At 29.9% G+C, this 18,916-nt stretch carries 18 protein-coding genes, 1 tRNA gene and 1 other RNA gene; 3 read left to right on the top strand and 17 right to left on the bottom strand.

The window, feature by feature from the left end; all coding sequences use genetic code 11:
* Position 1: 1 nt before the first annotated feature.
* Both CD56_RS06590 and ruvB read right to left on the bottom strand, forming a co-directional pair.
* Complete coding sequence (locus tag CD56_RS06590) at positions 2-1,045, bottom strand: AI-2E family transporter (protein ID WP_039628877.1); 1,044 nt, start codon at positions 1,043-1,045, stop codon at positions 2-4.
* Positions 1,035-2,045 (bottom strand): Holliday junction branch migration DNA helicase RuvB, encoded by a 1,011-nt coding sequence (ruvB, locus tag CD56_RS06585; RefSeq protein ID WP_039619088.1) that lies wholly within the window; start codon positions 2,043-2,045, stop codon positions 1,035-1,037. Before ruvB ends, CD56_RS06590 begins: the two co-directional genes overlap by 11 nt.
* An 87-nt stretch (positions 2,046-2,132) precedes the next feature.
* Here ruvB and CD56_RS06580 point away from each other — a divergent pair, with 87 nt between their 5' ends.
* The gene (locus tag CD56_RS06580) at positions 2,133-2,543 is read left to right on the top strand and encodes a hypothetical protein (RefSeq protein WP_039628874.1); all 411 of its coding nucleotides are present in this window, start codon (positions 2,133-2,135) and stop codon (positions 2,541-2,543) included.
* A 1-nt stretch (position 2,544) separates the two neighbouring features.
* Positions 2,545-2,903, top strand: a transfer-messenger RNA (tmRNA) gene (gene ssrA, locus CD56_RS08225).
* A gap of 547 nt (positions 2,904-3,450) precedes the next feature.
* Here ssrA and CD56_RS06575 read toward each other — a convergent pair.
* From CD56_RS06575 to CD56_RS06555, 5 genes are all read right to left on the bottom strand, one after another.
* On the bottom strand, positions 3,451-4,530 hold the full coding sequence (locus CD56_RS06575; RefSeq protein ID WP_158339236.1) for an HNH endonuclease signature motif containing protein: 1,080 nt from the start codon (positions 4,528-4,530) through the stop codon (positions 3,451-3,453).
* Between the two features lie 8 nt (positions 4,531-4,538).
* Positions 4,539-5,546, bottom strand: coding sequence for a DNA adenine methylase (locus CD56_RS06570; protein WP_047208569.1), 1,008 nt, complete (start codon positions 5,544-5,546; stop codon positions 4,539-4,541).
* Entirely contained in the window at positions 5,539-6,531 is a 993-nt protein-coding gene (locus CD56_RS06565) for a DNA cytosine methyltransferase (RefSeq protein ID WP_080956341.1), read from the bottom strand. The genes CD56_RS06570 and CD56_RS06565 overlap by 8 nt, the downstream gene beginning before the upstream one ends.
* 225 nt (positions 6,532-6,756) lie before the next feature.
* Complete coding sequence (locus CD56_RS06560; protein ID WP_039619082.1) at positions 6,757-7,686, bottom strand: ribose-phosphate pyrophosphokinase; 930 nt, start codon at positions 7,684-7,686, stop codon at positions 6,757-6,759.
* A gap of 64 nt (positions 7,687-7,750) precedes the next feature.
* Positions 7,751-8,155 carry an acyl-CoA thioesterase gene (locus CD56_RS06555; RefSeq protein ID WP_039619080.1) on the bottom strand — a complete coding sequence of 135 codons (405 nt, stop codon included), beginning with the start codon at positions 8,153-8,155 and terminating at the stop codon, positions 7,751-7,753.
* Positions 8,156-8,219: 64 nt separating this feature from the next.
* Between CD56_RS06555 and ciaB the strand changes: the two genes are divergently transcribed.
* Positions 8,220-10,055, top strand: coding sequence for an invasion protein CiaB (gene ciaB, locus CD56_RS06550; RefSeq protein ID WP_047208567.1), 1,836 nt, complete (start codon positions 8,220-8,222; stop codon positions 10,053-10,055).
* An 18-nt stretch (positions 10,056-10,073) separates the two neighbouring features.
* Here the strand turns inward: ciaB and CD56_RS06545 are convergent, their stop codons facing one another.
* The 10 genes from CD56_RS06545 to pglF all read right to left on the bottom strand — a co-directional run bounded on the left by CD56_RS06545 (position 10,074) and on the right by pglF (position 18,916).
* On the bottom strand, positions 10,074-10,268 hold the full coding sequence (locus CD56_RS06545; protein ID WP_047208566.1) for a hypothetical protein: 195 nt from the start codon (positions 10,266-10,268) through the stop codon (positions 10,074-10,076).
* Positions 10,261-11,730, bottom strand: a complete 1,470-nt coding sequence (locus CD56_RS06540; protein WP_047208565.1) for a Y-family DNA polymerase — start codon at positions 11,728-11,730, stop codon at positions 10,261-10,263. Before CD56_RS06540 ends, CD56_RS06545 begins: the two co-directional genes overlap by 8 nt.
* Before the next feature lie 84 nt (positions 11,731-11,814).
* Positions 11,815-11,904: transfer RNA gene (locus CD56_RS06535), tRNA-Ser, on the bottom strand.
* Positions 11,905-11,953: 49 nt separating this feature from the next.
* Complete coding sequence (locus CD56_RS06530; RefSeq protein ID WP_039619073.1) at positions 11,954-12,508, bottom strand: membrane protein; 555 nt, start codon at positions 12,506-12,508, stop codon at positions 11,954-11,956.
* Positions 12,509-12,571: 63 nt separating this feature from the next.
* The gene (pssA, locus tag CD56_RS06525; RefSeq protein WP_047208564.1) at positions 12,572-13,282 is read right to left on the bottom strand and encodes a CDP-diacylglycerol--serine O-phosphatidyltransferase; all 711 of its coding nucleotides are present in this window, start codon (positions 13,280-13,282) and stop codon (positions 12,572-12,574) included.
* A complete protein-coding gene (locus CD56_RS06520) occupies positions 13,279-13,896 on the bottom strand; it encodes a phosphatidylserine decarboxylase (protein WP_047208563.1) in 618 nt (205 codons plus the stop codon). Before CD56_RS06520 ends, pssA begins: the two co-directional genes overlap by 4 nt.
* Positions 13,896-15,815 carry an ATP-dependent zinc metalloprotease FtsH gene (gene ftsH, locus CD56_RS06515; RefSeq protein ID WP_047208562.1) on the bottom strand — a complete coding sequence of 640 codons (1,920 nt, stop codon included), beginning with the start codon at positions 15,813-15,815 and terminating at the stop codon, positions 13,896-13,898. Before ftsH ends, CD56_RS06520 begins: the two co-directional genes overlap by 1 nt.
* Positions 15,815-16,651 carry a 50S ribosomal protein L11 methyltransferase gene (locus CD56_RS06510; protein WP_047208561.1) on the bottom strand — a complete coding sequence of 279 codons (837 nt, stop codon included), beginning with the start codon at positions 16,649-16,651 and terminating at the stop codon, positions 15,815-15,817. Before CD56_RS06510 ends, ftsH begins: the two co-directional genes overlap by 1 nt.
* Positions 16,652-16,663: 12 nt before the next feature.
* Entirely contained in the window at positions 16,664-17,041 is a 378-nt protein-coding gene (locus CD56_RS06505; protein ID WP_039619063.1) for a chemotaxis response regulator CheY, read from the bottom strand.
* Positions 17,042-17,152: 111 nt separating this feature from the next.
* On the bottom strand, positions 17,153-18,916 hold the full coding sequence (gene pglF, locus CD56_RS06500; protein WP_047208560.1) for a UDP-N-acetylglucosamine 4,6-dehydratase (configuration-retaining): 1,764 nt from the start codon (positions 18,914-18,916) through the stop codon (positions 17,153-17,155).

The following is an 18,916-nucleotide window of genomic DNA, read 5'->3' as shown; positions in this document are numbered from 1 at the left end:
TTTATACAAAATGCTTTTCTTTTAAAATCACGTATAATTTTAAAGTAGAGATAAAGAAAGTTAAAATAGCAGGTCCAAGGATAATGCCCCAAAAGCCAAAACTTGAAATTCCTGCTATCATCGCAAAGAAAATTAAAAGTTCGTTAATTTGTGTTGGAATTTGAACAAGTTTTTCATTGATCCATTTAATGATGTAAGGCTTTACTAAAGTATCTGCGATAAAAGATATCATAACCACACTATAAATGAAAATCACTAAAGCGCCGCTTAGATTGTTATTTGCAAATTCATATAAAGAGACAGGCACATAAACTAAAGCCCCGCCTACTACAGGGATTAAAGAGCTAAAGCAAAATAATATCCCCATTAAAATCGCATCATAACCATAAAATTTAGTAATGATAGCAAAAAGCACTCCTTGTAAAATGGCATTTAGCACCATAGAATAAAACACAACAGACATTACATTACTCACTTCGCTTAAAATGCCTTGAGTTTCTTCTTTTTTCATAGGCACTATGCTTTTTATATAGCCAATGAGTTGGGCTCCATAAAGATTAGCAAAGAAATAAAACACACAAATTAACACCATATCAGTTAGAAATTTAGTGCCAAATTTAGTTGCGCTTGAAAGATAGGTTAAAACATTTTTAGAGATAGAGTTTAAATCAATACTTGCTAATGCTTCTTTGATTTTGGGTTCTATAAAACTTAAAGACTCAGGCAAGTGTAAAGAATAGTTTTTAAAATATTCTATGGTATTGTGGATATAACTTATATTAAAACCGCTAGCTGCCTTTGCAAGCTCTATAATAGCATATACAAAAGGGATAAAAAATAAAGCCAACATAAAAACAGTAGTGGCTGCTGCCGCAACGACTTTTTTACCTTTGAAAATACTTAAGAATTTAACATTAACATTAGAAGTAGAAACGGCCATTAAACTTGCTATGGCTATATTCATCAAAAAAGGTTTAAATAAAAAAAGTACCCAAAATAAAATGATCAAAATAAAACTAATCAAGAAAAAATTACTACTTTTCATCAAATAAACCCTTGTTGTATTTTAATTTTAAAACATCAAAGCTTTTTAAGCTCGCAATACGACCTTTGGCTGTTCTTTCTATATAACCATTTGCTAGTAAATATGGCTCTATCACATCCTCTATGGTATTTTCATCCTCGCTCAATGCTGCAGCTATACTAGAAAGTCCTATAGGTTTTCTTTTAGCTTCAGTTAAAAGCTCTAAATACCGCAAATCCATCGCGTCAAAACCAAGCTCATTTACCCCTAAAGAATCAAGTGCTTCTTTAGCTCTTTTTTCGCTAATGATTTCTTCATCATTTACATCAGCAAAGTCTCTTACACGCTTAAGCAATCTTAAAGCAATTCTTGGGGTTGAGCGACTGCGTTTGGCTATTTCTAAAGAAGCCTTTTTTTCGCAAGTTTTATTAAGCTTTAGAGCTGCTTTTTCTAAAATGATAGCAAGTTCTTCATTTTTATAAAATTCCAAGCGAAATTGCATACCAAAGCGATCGCGTAAAGGATTGCTTAGCATACCTGCTCTTGTAGTAGCACCAATGAGTGTAAATTTAGGTAAATCGATTTTGATTGTTTGTGCAGCAGGGCCGCTACCTATGATAATATCAAGACGAAAATCTTCCATAGCAGGGTAAAGCACTTCTTCTATGGCAGGGCTTAAGCGATGAATTTCATCGATAAATAAAATATCTCCTTCGCTAAGGTTAGTTAAAATCGCAGCTAAATCCCCGCTTTTTTCTATCATGGGTGCAGCGGTAGTTTTGATATTTGCATTCATTTCATATGAGATAATGTTTGCTAAAGTTGTCTTACCAAGTCCTGCAGGCCCACTAAAAAGGATATGATCTAGACATTCATTTCTTTTTTTAGCAGCTTTGATGAAAATTTCTAAATTTTTTTTAATATTTTCTTGTCCTATGTAGCCGTCAAAATTTGAAGGTCTAAGGCTTGTTTCGTAAGTTTCATCAGGGGAGAATTTTTCAATCTCTACGATTCTATCCATATTTTTTCCATTTTATTTTGTAAGAAATTTTAATTTTATCTAAAATTTGCTAAAATAAACATTTAAACTTAGATTATAGAAGTTTTTATGGGAATTTTAGAGCAATTAGAGTTAGATTACGAGCTTGAAGAAATCGAGCGTTTTTTGTATTTTTTTAGAAGTCTTTGTGATGTTTTAGAGCCTTTGATAGTAAAGCTAAGTAGTGATAGCTCAAAATACAAAGAAGCTTTAAAAGACTTAGAGCAAAATATTCACAATGTGGTTTGGGCTGCTAAAAGATTAAATTTAGATGAAATTGCAAATTTTTGCACATTTTGTGAGGAAATTATGCAAGAAGCAGCTAAATTTGATGGGCCTGCTAGCGATGAATTTGTGGATTGGATGTTTTTAGTGGGTGAGCAGCTTGATAGATATTGCAGTGATTATGAAAAAAATGCTTCTTTTTTAAGCGTATTTAACCCTCAAATTGCAAATGTTCCAGATAAAATTTCTCAATAATGGGGACGACTTGGCTTCGACAGGAGTAGAGTGGCCTTGGTGGCATGTCGCTTTGAGCAAAGCGTATAAAGCTCAAATTAAAATTAAACGCAAACAACGTTAAATTTGCTCCTGCTTACGCTAAAGCTGCGTAAGTTCAGTTGAGCCTGAATTTTAAGTGATACTATCTAGCTTAGAATTTGGTCATTTTTGATAGTGTAGATTGAAATTTGACAAGTTTTGATTGAAATTAAAGTCTTAGTCTAGCTTGAAATTTTGGAAGGTGAGTTTGGCTAGATGAAATTTTCACCTTTGCTAAGCATGTAGATGCCGTGGTTGTTTTATTTTTGGACAGGGGTTCAATTCCCCTCGTCTCCACCAAATTTAATTTTTCATGTATGTTGATTTATTAGAATTTAATATTTTAATAATATAATTCCATCAAAGGTTCCTTGCTACTGATAAGACTTCAAGGAAGGCTTCTTTTAAATAGGCAGTGAGGTCTTTTAATAATACTTTATTATTCTTTCTTTTGTTACAATTTCTTTATCTAAAATATATTTTTTCATATTTTCTTTTATGGCTCAATATAAGTATTTACTCTACTTTTATTGTTTAAATTTAAGTTTGTTTATTTTTTTAATGAGTAGATTGTCTATTATTACTATAGAATCTAAAAATGACTTTTTGTTAATTTTAATATATAATCAATTCGTTGATATTATTGTTAATAAAATATTGATTTGTTAACTAAAATATATTTAAATATTATAGTATAAGGATAACAACCAAACTTAATGTTATAAACAGGCTTTATTAATAACTCAACAATAAAAAGAAGTTTTAAAGAGTAATAAAAATACTGTAAAAACATAAAGTTATTAACACTTATAATATTAATTATTATCCTTGCCAAAAGTTTAGTAATTTAAAATTTATATTGTTTTGAGTTATTAAATATATTTTTTCTATGATAAGCCAAATATCTAAGTCTTACCGGATTTAGTATTTGTTGGTTAATTTTTTTTGTAGCCAATATTTTTTTAAGATTTTCATCTAAATTTTCATTTAATATTATGCTTCCATTATCTTCAAAAGAAATCCAACCTTGATCAAATAGCTGATCTAGTGACTTTGATAATAATAATCCATTATTCTTATCAAACTGTTCACTATCGTTACAATAACGATATGGTTTTATATGTGATGCTATTAAAACAGGATATTTTAACTTTTCTACATAGCAATAAACATCTGAAAAAATTTCTCTACTTTCTTCATAGAGAGAATATTTATATAATGTTTGTTTGTATGTATCTCTACCTATTGCTCTTTCTGTATAATCATATTCAGGCTTATCTAGTGTTAAGCAATTATTTTCATCTACATAAATACCTGTTAATACGTTTTTACAGATATTCCATAAATATGTTACTTGATTATATTTTCTTTCTAATAATTTTATGCTAATAATATGATCTGTTAGTTCTTGTAATTCATCCGAGTTTAAATAATCTTTACTTGCGGTATCTGTAACACGCATTATTGCTAAAAGATTTTCTTTTGATATACTTCCACAGTGTTCTATGGTTTTAACTAAAAATTTGAGTTCATTCTGATCATTACTATTTTTATATGATCTTGAAAAACTAGCATTATCATAAAGAATTTCGGAATATAAAATCTTCTTTTTTGCTTTATTTTGTTCTGCTAAAAACTGTTTTGTTTTTTTATGATAACCATGAAAATTATTATTTACAAAACCAAGTTTAAAAAATTGATTTATTGATTTTCTCACAGATGCGTAATCAGATTTTGGATTAAAATTATAAATTTCATCTTGTAATTCACGATATTTTTCCGTATCAATATTTGTATTTTTATCCATAAAGTCGATTATAATTTTTAAGCATTTATTAAAATTTTCTTCGTAAAAATCACTATATTCAAGTGTTAGTTTCCAATAATTTTCATATTGTTGATCTCTTATAGGTCTCTTATTTTTCATAGTATCTCTCATATCAATTCAAAAATTAATAATATTTCATAAGTTTGTCTTTTATTTTCTTTGCCTGTTACTTTATACATATGTTGCTTTTCTTGCAAATAATAGTTTTTAGTTAATGTAGAAACCGTATCTATTATTTCTTTATAACCAGGATTGCTGTTACTATTTAAACTTATGGCTATAAATTTAGTTTTACTTTTTAATTTTTCAAAAATAATTTTTAAATTTTTTAAAAACATATTTTTATTGGTAAAATCTGTATAATACATTGTTTCTTTGTTTAACATTTTATCAAATGAACCGTAAAAACTAAAATAATTATTCATTGTAGAAGGATATGGCGGATCTATATATACTAAATCTATATTTTCTACTATTTCAATTATTTTAAAACAATCAAGATTATATGAAGTATTGTTAAATCCATTATCAAAAACAGCGTTATTGTATTGATTTAAATTTATGTAAATATGTTCTAAGAAGCTTATGTTGTGATATGCTCTACGTCTACCATACTTTTGATAACTAAATTCTTCATCTCTAAGCTTTACAATTTCTTCCCATTTGATGCACATTCTAGAATAAGGAATTTTTCGTATCATTGCTCGTCTTAAGAGTGCAAAAAACATAAATTTATCAAAGTTTTGCAATGTATTAGCATAATTTATTATACAAGTTAATTCTTTTACTTCGTTTTCAAAATATAGTTTGTTTTTGAGCCACTCTATGTTTTTGTATATCGTATCATTATAATATGAATATAAAATTTTAGATGTTATGTTTAAATGTAAAATATTACTGTTATTTTCAATTATAGCTTTTGATATACAATAATTTGAATATAATATATCATTTGAGATAACACTAAATCCTGCTTCTTTAAAAGCGTAAGACATGGAACATCCACCGCTAAAAAGATCTAAAACTTTTCCGTTTTTTATAGGTAAATTTTGTATAATCCAACCGGCAATCTTTTCTTTGTTTCCGATATAGTTTACTTTCGGATATTTATTCATTTAAAAAAATCTTAACTTGGTTTGCTAATTTCAATGCAAGTAATGGAGGAACAGCATTGCCTATTTGTTGTTGTATATCAATGGAATTGCCATAAAAAATATAATCATCAGGAAAACTTTGAATTCTTGCTAGCTCTCTAGCAGTTAAAGCTCTATTTTGCGAATAATGAAATACTTTTCTCATATCACCTGTAATTGTTATGGATGGCTTTGAGCTATCGTATCTTATATATTTCCTAACATCGCCAGTTTTTGGTCTTATTAAAGGTGGAATTTGCTCTCTATTTCCCCCGTCTTTTACATAAGACATCTTTTCAAGCATTTGTTTTGAGTGTGTCATTGCATTATGGTTTGGAATGATTGAGCTTTCAGAGCTATTTAGTATTGGTAAATCATCTATTGCACTTTTAATATTATATTCTTTTTTTGATTTTTGCGGAAATTTAAAAGTATTTCTTTTTTGTGTACCGACAATAAAGATTCTATTTCTATTTTGTGCTATACCATAATCTTTCGCGTTTAAAATTTCATATTTAACCTCATAACCAATTTCGATAAAACTTTGAATTATGCCTTTTAATGTTTTGCCTTTATTGTGTCTAGCCAATGTAGCAACATTTTCCATTATAAAAATTTTAGGCTTAATAATTTTTATAAATTGCAGATATGCTAAAAATAATTTATTTCGCTCATCATGTAATTCTTTCCTGCCGATATTTCCAGCCAGGGAAAATCCTTGACAAGGTGGTCCTCCTATAATAACTTCAAATTTATATTTATTTTGCAATTCAGCTATTTCTTTATCGCTAAAACTTAAAATATCACGATTTAAGTGTTTTACAAAACTAAAATTTTTCTCATAAGTTATTGATAAATTTGGATTGTTATCTATTGATAGCAATATATCAAAATTGCCACTTTTAAAAAAACCAAGCGAAAAACCGCCTGCTCCGCTAAATAGATCTAAACAAGTATATTTTTTCAATTTCTCATTCCTAATATTTATTGCAAAAGTACGCTTATTTGACATATTTTTAGCTAAACTTATGATTTTGTCTTACTTTTTTTATAAAATTTATGAAGCTGTAATAAATAAGATAATTATTTTGATATCCGGTTGTTCTAATTTCCATTAAACATCCTTATACTATAAGATTCAATAGAAAGTCTTACAGTATAAATTCTTTGCAAGGCTATCCTTGTAAAGAATTTATACAAATAAAGAATTCACGCTTTCATTATGATAAACTCTGCGTATTACCTCACCAAAAATAGGTGCTACGCTTAGGACTTTGATTTTATCCATTTGTTGTTTTAAAGGTATGGTGTCAGTTACTACTAGCTCATCTAATGCATCTTTAGCTATTCTTTCATAAGCCACACCACTAAGCACAGGGTGAGTGCAGCAAGCTATAACTGACTTTGCACCTTTGCTTTTAAATACTTCAGCAGCTTTTACTATGGTTCCTGCTGTATCGATAATATCATCTACCAAAATTACTTCTTTATCTTTTACATCACCGATGACATTCATTACTTCGCTTTCATTAGCTTTTTCGCGTCTTTTATCTACTATAACTATATCAAGCCCTAAAGCTTTTGCTACGCTCCTAGCTCTTGCTATACCACCTATGTCAGGACTTGCGATGATAGGATTTTTATAGTTTTTATTTTTAATATAATCATTAAAAATAATACTTCCATAAAGATTATCCACCGGTATATCAAAAAAGCCTTGAATTTGTCCAGCGTGTAAGTCTATAGTAGCTACTCTATCTACTCCTGCTGATTCTATAAGATTTGCTACTAATTTTGCAGTAATAGGCACCCTAGGACTTGCTTTTCTATCTTGTCTAGCATAGCCAAAATAAGGGATGATAGCTGTGATAGAGCTTGCACTTGAGCGACGCAATGCATCTGTCATGATTAAAAGTTCCATTAGATTATCATTTGTTGGAGCACAAGTGCTTTGTATGATAAATACATCTTTACCACGCACGCTTTCATCTATTTGAATGCTAATTTCACCATCGCTAAAACGCTTCACACCTGCATTGCTTAGAGGTAGTGAAAGGTATTTTGAGATTTTTTTAGCAAATTCCTCATTTGCTGAACCAGAAAATATTTTATATCCACGCATATATAAGCCTTAGAAAGTTTTTTGTGATGATATAAAAAGTTTTTTAAAAATACAATAAAACATATTAAAAGCCGTGCAATCTTTTTAAATCCGCGTCAATAGGAAATTTATTTCCATCTTTATCTACGCTTACATAAGTTACCACAGCTGAGGTTACATGCATACAGTATACACGGCCATATTCATTAGCTCTTTGAGTAACTACTTCTACTTCTACGGTGATGGATGTATTGCCTGCTTTGATGATTTTTGCATAGCAAGATACTAAATCACCTACGAAAATTGGCTCTTTAAAAATGATTTTATCTACCGCAACTGTGACAACTCTTTGTGGGGAAAGTTCTCTTGCGGCAATGGCTCCAGCTAGATCAATTTGTGACATGATCCAACCACCAAAGATATTACCAGCAGGGTTTGTATTGCTTGGCATAGCTATAACTCTTAGCTTAGGTTCTCCCATATCTTTCATACATTCTCCTTGTGTTTTAAAAAAAACATTATAATTAAGTTTTAAAAATAAAGAAAGGTAAAAAATGAATGATTTTAAGCAAATAGCAAAAATTGTGAAAAATAGGAAACAAAATATCAATAGTCTTTATAATATACTTCAAACTAATCAAAACCATCCTTTGATAGATAGAGCTTTAGAACTAGCTAATCTTGAAAATGAAAAAAGCAATGTTTTGGCAATGTTGCGTCGTTTGGTAGATTTAAAAGAGGAAAATTTAGTCCAAGAGCTTGAGAAAAAAGGTTTAAATGAAGAAGAAATTTCTCAAATAAAATATAAAGTTTTTTCTTTAGTAAGAGCCTTTTATGAAGTAGAACACCAAGATTTAATCGATGAGATTAAGAGTAAAAATTTACTTGATGAGTTTTATTTGGCTTTAGTTCAAGGTGTGCATAATATAGGTGTAGTTATGAATTCTTTTGAGCTTGTTTGGAGTAAGCAAATTTTAGATACAAATAATAAAATTTTAAAAGAACAATTTCCAAATTTAAGCGATGCTTTGGAGTTTTTAAAACAAAATGAGCTTTATCAGCTTAATCAAGATGGCGAAATTTGTGAAAGAAGTTATGGGGCTTTAGTTAAAATAGGAACACTTTGGAGATTTTTACCTTATGCAAAAGCTTTTGAAAATGAAGTTTTAAAGCTTGAATATGAGTTTGATAAACTTTTAGAAAAACTAAGAAATTGTGCGTTAGATGATGAAAAAAATGCTTATATTGAATATATAGAAAAATTAAAATTTGCTTTTTGTGAAAAAGATAATAATGAAGTGGTTAAAAAATGGCAAGAAGCAGAGCTTGCGTGGATGGAAGTAAAATGCCCATTACAAATTGGCCATCCTTTAGAGTACTATGAAGACTCTTATACGCATGCAGTAGCACTTGAGTGGGATATACGCTTAGAAGATGTGAGTGATTTTAATGCGAGTGAGTTTAAAGATAAAATCAAAGAAAGCTTTGCAATGGTGTATGCGAATTTAGATGAAGAAGATGAAGCTTTGTTTGATGAAGTGAATTTTAATCTTGAAAAAACTCAGCTTTATATTTGTATGCCTATGATTTTTTATGGAGCAGAGCTTAAGGGACTTTTTTCTGCTCAAGTAGTACCAAATGATGAGTATGTAAGTAATATAGCAGGCAAAAAGATCTTTGCTTTTTTAAATTATGTTTATGAAAATGCTAAAACCAAGCCTTTTATGAAGCTTTCTTCTATGGTATTTGAAAAAGAATTTTTAGATTATGGGAGAGAAATTTTATTTTATAATGAAAAATTATGGAAAAGAATTTATGAAGTTTCCACTATAGGTCATGAGTTTGGGCATATTTTCTTTGTGGCAAATGATAGCGAAAAGAAAATGAATGAAAGTGGTGTGTTTAAAAATATAGAAGAGTTTAAAGCTACTGCGGGTGGGCTTGTGAATTTCTTTTTACATGAAGAAGATGACTTAAAGCTTCCTGTGTTTTATGAGCTTATTAAAAGGGCTATAGGATTGATTGCTTGGCAAAGAGTAGAGGAGGTTAAGCCTTATTATACAGAAGGTTTGATTCATTTATCATTGTTGTTTAAATCAGGGGTGTTATCTTTTGCAAATGAGAAATTAAACATTAAATTTGATGAGGAAGCTTATGAAGCCTTTAAAGCTGTGTTTATGCAAAATTACTATAAGTTAGCAAGACATTATATGTTAAAAGAAGATGCTAAAAATTATTTAGATGAGTTTTGTGTTTTAGAAGATGAGGTGTTTTTACCACTTGATGAAGAGTGTAAGGAATTTGTAAAATACTACTATGAATTACATAAACTTTATGGTAATGAAATTGATGAAAGTGGAGAGTTTGAAAAATACTCTAATGTAAAATAAAATTTTATCAAGAAGAACTTAGCTTTCTTCTTGATATTTGCTATTTTCTAATGCTTTTTCCATATCTTTTTGCGTTTTTAAAATAGCTTTACTAAAGCCATTTAGCACTGAAAATGGAGCAAATTGTGCCGCTCTTTTTTCTCTTGGCATTGGCGGGAATTGTTTTGATTTTTGATATTTTTTATCTATTATATCTTTATAATCATCATGCATTATGACCTCCTATTAAAGAAGTAATTTCTTTGGTTTCATTATCTAAGCTTGAAGCTTTTAAAATAGCCTTTTTACCAAATTTTTGTATGATTTGAAGTCTTGCTTTTTGGAGCTTTTCTTCTTTTTCAAGTTGATTTTTTTCTTGCAAAATTGCATTAAAATCACTAAATAAATTTAATTCTTGGAAATTTTCTTGAGCTTTATCTGTGATATTATTTAAACTTAGGCTGATTTTTCTAATGCTTAAGTTTTTATCGCTGATTTTACAAAAAAGTTCTAAGGTTTTTTTATTGATGATTTTTAAAGAATGGGTGAAATTTTCTAAATTTATACTTCCATGAGCATTTTTAGGTATAGTTCTTCCGTAATTATCCTTAGTAATAGCTCCTTTGTAAGAACTCAAAAAATTTGAATTTTCTAAATTGCTTTTATCGTATTGTATATCTAGTGTGATATGGTTTGTTTTAAGGTTATTTTGTATAAGTTCAAGCACTAAATGATCGACAAGTTCTTTTAAAACTTTCATTGCTTGAGTGTTATCATATGCAAAAGGTAAAACCTTAGCCATGACTTTAGAGTGATTTTGCGATTTGTAGTTTTTAATATCTTTCATCGTGCAAGTTTCAATACCCCATGCATGATCGATTAATAATTCAGCATTAACACCAAAGTGTTTATAAAGCAAAGCTTCGTGTTTTAAAGAAAATCTTGCAAGATCTCCCATAGTATGAATGTTTAAATTCGCAAGTTTTAAGGCAATGCCTTTACCTATACGCCAAAAATCTTTTAAAGGTTTGTGCTGCCATAATTTATATCTATATAATTTTTCATCTAAAAAGGCTATAAGTAAGCCATTTTCATCTACTTGTTGTCTTTTAGCAAGTATATCCATGGCAATTTTAGCTAAGTATAAATTTGTACCTATGCCTGCTGTTGCAGTGATTTTACTTGTATGTAAAATATCAAGTAAAACCTTAGTAAGTAGCTCATAAGCTGAAAGTTTGTATTTTTCAAGATAAGAACTAAGATCGATAAAAACTTCATCAATAGAGTATATATGGATATCTTTTGCATCAAAATACTTCAAATAAATGCTGTATATTTTTGTGCTAAATTCTATATAAGTAGCCATTCTAGGTTTAGCGATGATGTAATCTAGTTCTAAATTTAAATCATTTTCAAGTTCTAATGTATCAAAACTTTTAGCTTTAAAGCGGTATTTTTGAGCTTGTTTTAATCTTTCTTGATTGATTGAATAGATTTTTTGTTTAAACTCAAAAAGCCTTAGTCTGCTGGGTATATTGTAAGTTTTCAGCGCAGGTGAAACTGCTAGTATGATGGTTTTATCTGTTCTTGATTCATCTGCTACAATGAGATTAGTTGTTAAAGGATCTAGATTTCTTAAAACACATTCAGCTGAAGCATAAAAAGATTTCAAATCAATAGAAGCGTAAATTTGCATAGTATTTGAGCTTGCCTTTAAATTTATTATAATTATAACAGTAAAAATTATTAAAATAGATGAAAGGAAATGAATTTTATAAGGTGGCGGACAGAGAGGGATTTGAACCCTCGAGACCCGTTAAGATCTGCACCCTTAGCAGGGGTGTGGTTTCAGCCACTCACCCATCTGTCCGTATTAAAAGGGAAAGTATATCTTATTGTTTATAAGATATACCTTAAATTTATACACTAAGATAAGCTATGATTAAAGTTATAACAAAACCAGCACCTAAAACCGCTATTTGTTTACCTCTGTCTTTGCGTATAGCTATGATAGTGATTAAAAGTCCTGAAATATAAAGGATTATCATAGCAAGTGCAAAAGCCAATCCAAGCACAGAAAAGTACCACATACCTTTGTCTTTATGAAGTAAAATCATATTACCAAGTAAGCTTCTTTCTTTTGTAATAATTTCATAGTTATTTTCATCTACTTTAACAATACTTGCAGTATAGTTTATGGCACCAAGCTCTATACCATCACCTTTTTTATTAAGTTTTGGTTCTAAAGATGAAGGAAGTTTTAAGTTATTTTTCTTTAAAAAATCAATTAAAAATTCAGCTTCAGCACCTTCTTGGATAATGGCTTGAACTTTTTGACTTTGAATTTTAGCTCCACTTTCTCCATCAAAACCAGCTATATAGGCAAAACCAGTAACAGCGTATAAAAATGCTAGTGGCAAGAAAAATAAGCTAATGTAAATGTGAATTTGTCTGAATAATTTGTTCTTATTCATTTTTTAACTCCTTTTTTAAAATAATAAAAAGTATATTATTAAAAAATGAAGTGAAAATAAAATTTAATCTTTTTTAAATTTACGTGCTAAGGTAAAAAAACTGCGTGCGATTCCATAAAACACATATAAGCTTGCAACGATTAATGCACTTTCTAAAAAATACAAATAAAGCATAGAAAATAAGACTACCAAAAGGATTAACACTTTTAAAACATTTGCACGTTTTAAATCGATTTTTTTAAAACTAGGGTATCTTATATTACTTACCATTAAAAAAGCTAAAAGTATTTGAATGCATACTATCATTAAAGAAAAATCATGTAAAAAATCATAATATAAATAAGCACTAACCCATAAAGAACTTACAACTGCAGCTGTTGGTATGGGAAGTCCTATAAAAACTGAAGGCTCATAAGTGCCTGTGGTGACATTAAATCTTGCTAAGCGTATGGCACCAAAAACTACAAACAAACCTGCTATTAAGGAGCCAAAACGACCATATTCATAACCTATGCTCATATAAAAAAGTATAGCAGGTGCAACACCAAAGGCTATTAAATCTGCTAATGAATCAAATTCAACTCCAAATTTAGAAGTTGAATTTGTAGCTCTTGCAACGCGTCCATCTAAGCCATCGCAAATTAATGATAAAATGATATAAATTAATGCTTTATCAAAATTTTGATTAATAGAAGCAATCACTGAAATAATGCCTAAAAATATAGAAGCAGCTGTAAAAAGATTAGGCAAAATATAAATTAGTTTAAAATTCATGGATTTAAATACCCTATCAATGCACCAATGCGTACTTTGTCATTTTCATTTACACAAATTCTAGTATCTTTTGGAAGCAATAAACTCACGCTACCATCAAACATAAAACCTATATTTTGTCCATGGTTTAAATGATGGCCAAAATCATCAATATGAGCTTTTCTATTTAAAGCACCAAAAATGATGCGTAATGCCCATTGTTTGCCTTTAGAGCGTGCTAAAAATAGCATTCTTTCGCCCATTAAATTTGTATTTTTCATAAATGGACATAAAAAAAGTCCGTGTCTTAGTCTAGTTTCTTCTATATCCATATCAAGTGGAGCTATGATATTGCCTTGATGAACGATATTATTTATAATTTGTACTTCTATACATTCGCCAAGCTCTTTATATGAGCTTGTTTTAATGCTTTTTATTTTTCCTTCTATGGGTGCTATGATAGTATTTGGATCTGCTATATAATCAACTTTACTAGTTCTAAAAAGACAAGCAAAAAGTATAAAAATACACCATAAAAGCCAAGAAAATCCCCATATAAATTGAGCTATTGCAAAAACTATAGCTAGAACTATGAGTAAATTCCAGCCAGCCTTTGCAATAAAATTTGTTTTCATTAGTTATCCTTAGTAGCTTCTTGCTCTTTTTCTTCTAAGCGCGTTGGAAGATTATTTTCTTCTTCATAGTTTTTAATAATCTCTCTTACTTTAGCACCATCAATAGTTTCTTCTTCATAGAGTGCTTGCACCATTACTTCTATAGCACCACTATAAGTTTTTAAAATTTCTTTTACACCCGCATAGCGTTCATCTAAGGTTTTCTTTACATACTCATCTAAATCTTGAGCCATTTTATCAGAATAATCTTTGATGGTTTGTCCGCCACTTAAGAAAGTATTTCTTTGTTTTTCAAGCACCATTAAACCCGCGATTTCACTCATACCATACATAGAAATCATAGCTTTTATGATATCAGTTGCACGCTCAAGGTCATTGCTTGCACCAGTTGAAATTTCTTTAATGAAAATTTCTTCAGCTGCACGCCCACCTAAAAGCACATCAACTTCAGCTAAAAGCTCATGTTTTTGCATTAAAAATTTATTTTCTTCAGGGGTATTGAGTGTATATCCTAAAGCTGCCAAACCACGCGGTATAACAGAAACTTTACTTACTTTTTTGGCACCTTTTGTGGTTTCAGCGATTAAAGCATGGCCGCATTCATGATAAGTTACGATTTTTTTCTCTTTATCGTTAATTCTACGTGATTTTTTCTCAAGTCCCGCTATAGCTCTTTCTACTGCTTCAACCAAGTCTTTTTGTTCTACATGTTTTTTAGAATCCCTACCTGCAAGTAAAGCTGCTTCGTTAATGATATTTGCTAAATCAGCACCCGCAAGTCCTGCTGTTAATCTTGCGATATCTTCTACCTTTACTTCAGGTGAAATTTTAACATCTTTCATATGAACTTTTAAAATATCACATCTACCTTTAAAATCAGGCTTATCTACTAAAACTTGTCTATCAAAACGTCCCGGTCTAAGCAATGCCGCATCTAAGACTTCAGGACGGTTTGTCGCTGCTAGTACGATTACTGGTGAGCTTTCAGTGCCAAAGCCGTCCATTTCTGCTAGAAGTTGATTTAAGGTTTGCTCTCTTTCATCGTTTCCACCCATCATGCCACTTGCGGCACGTGATTTACCTATAGCATCAATTTCATCTATAAATACAATAGCTGGAGCTTCTTTTTTAGCATTTTCAAATAAATCTCTAACCCTACTAGCTCCAACACCCACAAACATTTCTATGAAAGATGAACCTGATACGCTAAAAAATGGTACATCAGCTTCGCCTGCCACTGCTTTTGCAAGTAAAGTTTTACCCGTACCTGGAGGACCTACAAGCAAAAGTCCTTTTGGAATTTTTGCTCCAAGATTGATATATCTTTCGGGATATTTTAAAAAATCAACTATTTCTTTAACTTCTTCTTTTGCTTCTTCAACACCTGCAACATCATTGAATTTAACTTTTGGTTTTTCTGAATTTACAAGTTTTTTAGAGCTTCCTATACCAAGTATGGATCCGCCCATGTTTTTTTGCATACGAGAAGCTAAAAACATCCATATACCAAAGAAAATAAATACCGGTAAAACCCAAGAAAGCAAGATATCTATAAACCAATTACTTTCATTAAAAGCTCCATAAGAAACGCCTTTTGAATCAAGCAAAGGTACAAAAGTAGCATCATTTGGAACTTTTTTAGTAATATATACCATATTTCCTGTTTTAGATACAGCTTTTATAGTAGTTTGACCTATGTTAACTTGGGCAATTTGATTGTTTTCGATTAAAGTTTTTAATTCAGAATAAGTAACTTTTTTGGTATTTTCTCCGCCCATAATACCCATGCTACCATCATCTGAAAATCCTTTAAATAAAAGAATCATCACAATGGCAAAAATAGCGAAAATAAAAATAGGATTTTTATTAAAAAAGCTATTATTTGGATTATCTTTTGGTTCGTTTGGTTTTTTATTCATTATTTGTTTCCTTGTTTGTAAGCTAAACTCAACCACTCTCCTTTGTGTTTGCATTCTAACAAAGTCAAATCTTTGAATTTATCTTTAATTCTTTCTTCGTATTTGTTTAAAATACCAGATAAGATTAAAATTCCACCTTCTTTGGTTTTCTCTTTAAGATCTTTTTCTAGTATGATTAAAATATCAGCAATGATATTTGCCACAACTATATCATATTTATGTAAGCTTTTATTAATAGAACCTACCCAAATATCATCAAAGCTAACTTGATTTAATTTTGCATTTTCCTTGCTTGCAACTATGGCTAACTCATCTGTATCGCAAGCTTGCACTTTAGCTCCAAGCTTTGTCATGATGATGCTTAAAATCCCACTTCCACAGCCTACATCTAAACAAAATTTGGAATCATCTGTGTATTTTTGTAAAAATTCTATACAAGTATAAGTGCTTTCATGGTGTCCTGAACCAAAAGCTAAGGCAGGATCTATAATGATATTGATCTTATCTTGCATAGGTTTTTGCCAAGTGGTATGAATGTGAATATTGTCAATAGTTAAAGCTTGTATGCCTTTTTTATACTCTTCTATCCAGTTTTTATTTTCTTTTTTTTCTAAAGTAGAGTGAAAATAAATCTTAGTGTTAAATTTTTCACATAATTTTTGATGAAAATTTTGCAAGGCTATTTGAATGAGTTCTATGTCTTCTTCTGATCGTATATAAATACCATCGTTTTTTTCTTCTATGGCGTCTATATCTAGAGAAAAAATAAGATCAAGGAATAAATCTAAATATTCCTTGTCTGTTTGAAAAAAAAGTTCGTAATAATGTGTTTGCATAAAAACTTATAATTAGCCTTCGTTTGTTCCTAAAACATCTTCAAGTTTTTCTTTTAATACTTGAGGTGTAAAAGGTTTTACGATATAGTTATTTACACCTGCTTTTAAAGCTGTAATAACTTCTGCCTTACCACCTTCTGTAGTTACCATGATAATAGGCATATCAGCATATTTTTCTTCCGCTCTTACTTTTTTTACTAATTCTAAGCCATTCATTTCAGGCATATTCCAGTCGGTAATTAAAATTTTAATATCATCATTTTGTGAAAGTAAATCCCAAGCTTCAACCCCATGTTCAGCTTCTAAAACATCTTTATGACCTAATCTTACAAGAGTGTTTTTGATTATTCTTCTCATGGTAGAACTATCATCAACTACTAATAACTTCACTTTTTTTCCTTTATTTCGATGTAATTACATAAACGCAATTGTATCGTTTTTATTTTTATTAATCAATTAAAAGTATATATTATACCATTTTAAAATAAAATTAGAATTTAATTACTCTCCATTTTTGTTATGGTTAAACTCAGGCACAATTTCCTTTAAAACTTTTGCAGGATCTGTGCTTTGGAGTAATTTTTCTATTTCTTGATTTAAAATTTTCAAATCTTTAATTTCGCTAGTGGTAACAAAAATACTTTCATATTGAGTTTTTAAATCATCTTCATGGATTAAAAGTTCTTCATAAAGTTTTTCACCTTTTCTAAGTCCGGTGATTTTAATTTCTAATTTTTTATTAGAAAGCAAAAGCATTTTTTTAGCTAAATCCATGATTTTAACAGGCTCACCCATATCAAGTACAAATAATTCTCCGCCTTTTGCAATAGCCGCAGCTTGTAAAACAAGTTGCACAGCCTCATCTACTAGCATAAAATAACGCACTATATCAGGATGAGTAAGAGTAAGTGGCTCATTAGCTGCAATTTGAGCTTTAAATTTAGGTATAACGCTTCCACTTGAACCTAAAACATTACCAAAACGTACACAAGCTACTTCAAAATTTTCACAACTTGAACTTAGCGCATAAAGCTCACAAATTCTTTTTGTACAACCCATGATATTAGTCGGTCTTACAGCTTTATCAGTACTTATCATAACAAATTTAGCAACCTTGTAAGCTTTTGCAAGATCGATTAAATTTTTAGTGCCAATGATGTTATTTAAAATAGCTGAATGTGGATTTTGCTCACACAAAGGTACATGCTTATAAGCTGCTGCATGTAAAATCAAATCTATGTTTTTTTCTTGTAAAAGTTTTTCTAAAGCTTCTTTGTCTAATATACTCATCATAATAGGTTCGATTTTTTCTTTATGTAAGCTTAATTCTTCATTGATTTTATATAAATTATACTCACTATGATCAAGCATGATTAAGTGTTTTGCACCAAATTTAATGCATTGTTTGCAAAGCTCGCTTCCTATAGTTCCACCAGCCCCACTAACTAAAACTACCTTATCTTTGATAAAATCAATCACGCAAGCATTGTCTAAATCTTTTGGCTTACGTGCTAATAAATCTTCAATGCTTATATCTCTTGCTTCATTTTGCGTAAAAGAAAAAAGTTTTATATCATTAATCCCATAAGCAATAAGCTCATCAAAAAGCTTTTTGAGTTCTTCTTGTTCAAGTTTTAAAGCAATGATAGCAGTATGAATTCCTTCAGCGGTATATTTTCTAATAGCTTCTTTTTCTTCAACTATAAATTTATCACAATAAGTACCTATTAAATTTTTACGTTCATCTACCACAGCAACAGGGAAAAGTCCTAAGCTTCCTTCTTTAGCTCCTTTTAATAAATGTAAAGCCTTTGAAGTGGCACCAACTACTATACAAGGATGTTCTTCGTTGTATTTTGGCTTTCTAAAATCAACAATCATTCTTTTGCTTATACGCAAACTTCCAATTAGCATACAAGATAAAACAAAATCTATCCCTATAACGCTTCTTGGAAAAGGGTTAAAAAAATTATCATAAAAATAATAAATTGCTAAAAATACAAGCTCAGCTAAAGCTAAAGCGATAACTAATTTACGTGCCTCATTAAGTGAAAAAAATCTCCAAGCAACTTGATAAATTTTAAAAAAAGCTAGAAAAATGATTTTAAGTAAAATCAAAATCACAGCACTTTTAAACATACCTTCATAAAATTCACTTGGGATGTCTGCGCTAAAGCGTAAAGAAAAAGACAAATAAATACTTATAACAAAAAGTAAAATATCAGCGCCTAGGAAAAATCCTAAGCGTTTGCTTTTATAATCCAT

Source organism: Campylobacter lari (genome assembly GCF_001017575.1).
In the GTDB taxonomy this organism is placed as follows: Bacteria; Campylobacterota; Campylobacteria; order Campylobacterales; family Campylobacteraceae; genus Campylobacter_D; species Campylobacter_D lari_C.
Note: the sequence above shows the minus strand (reverse complement) of the source record. Positions and strands in the feature narration are given on the sequence as shown.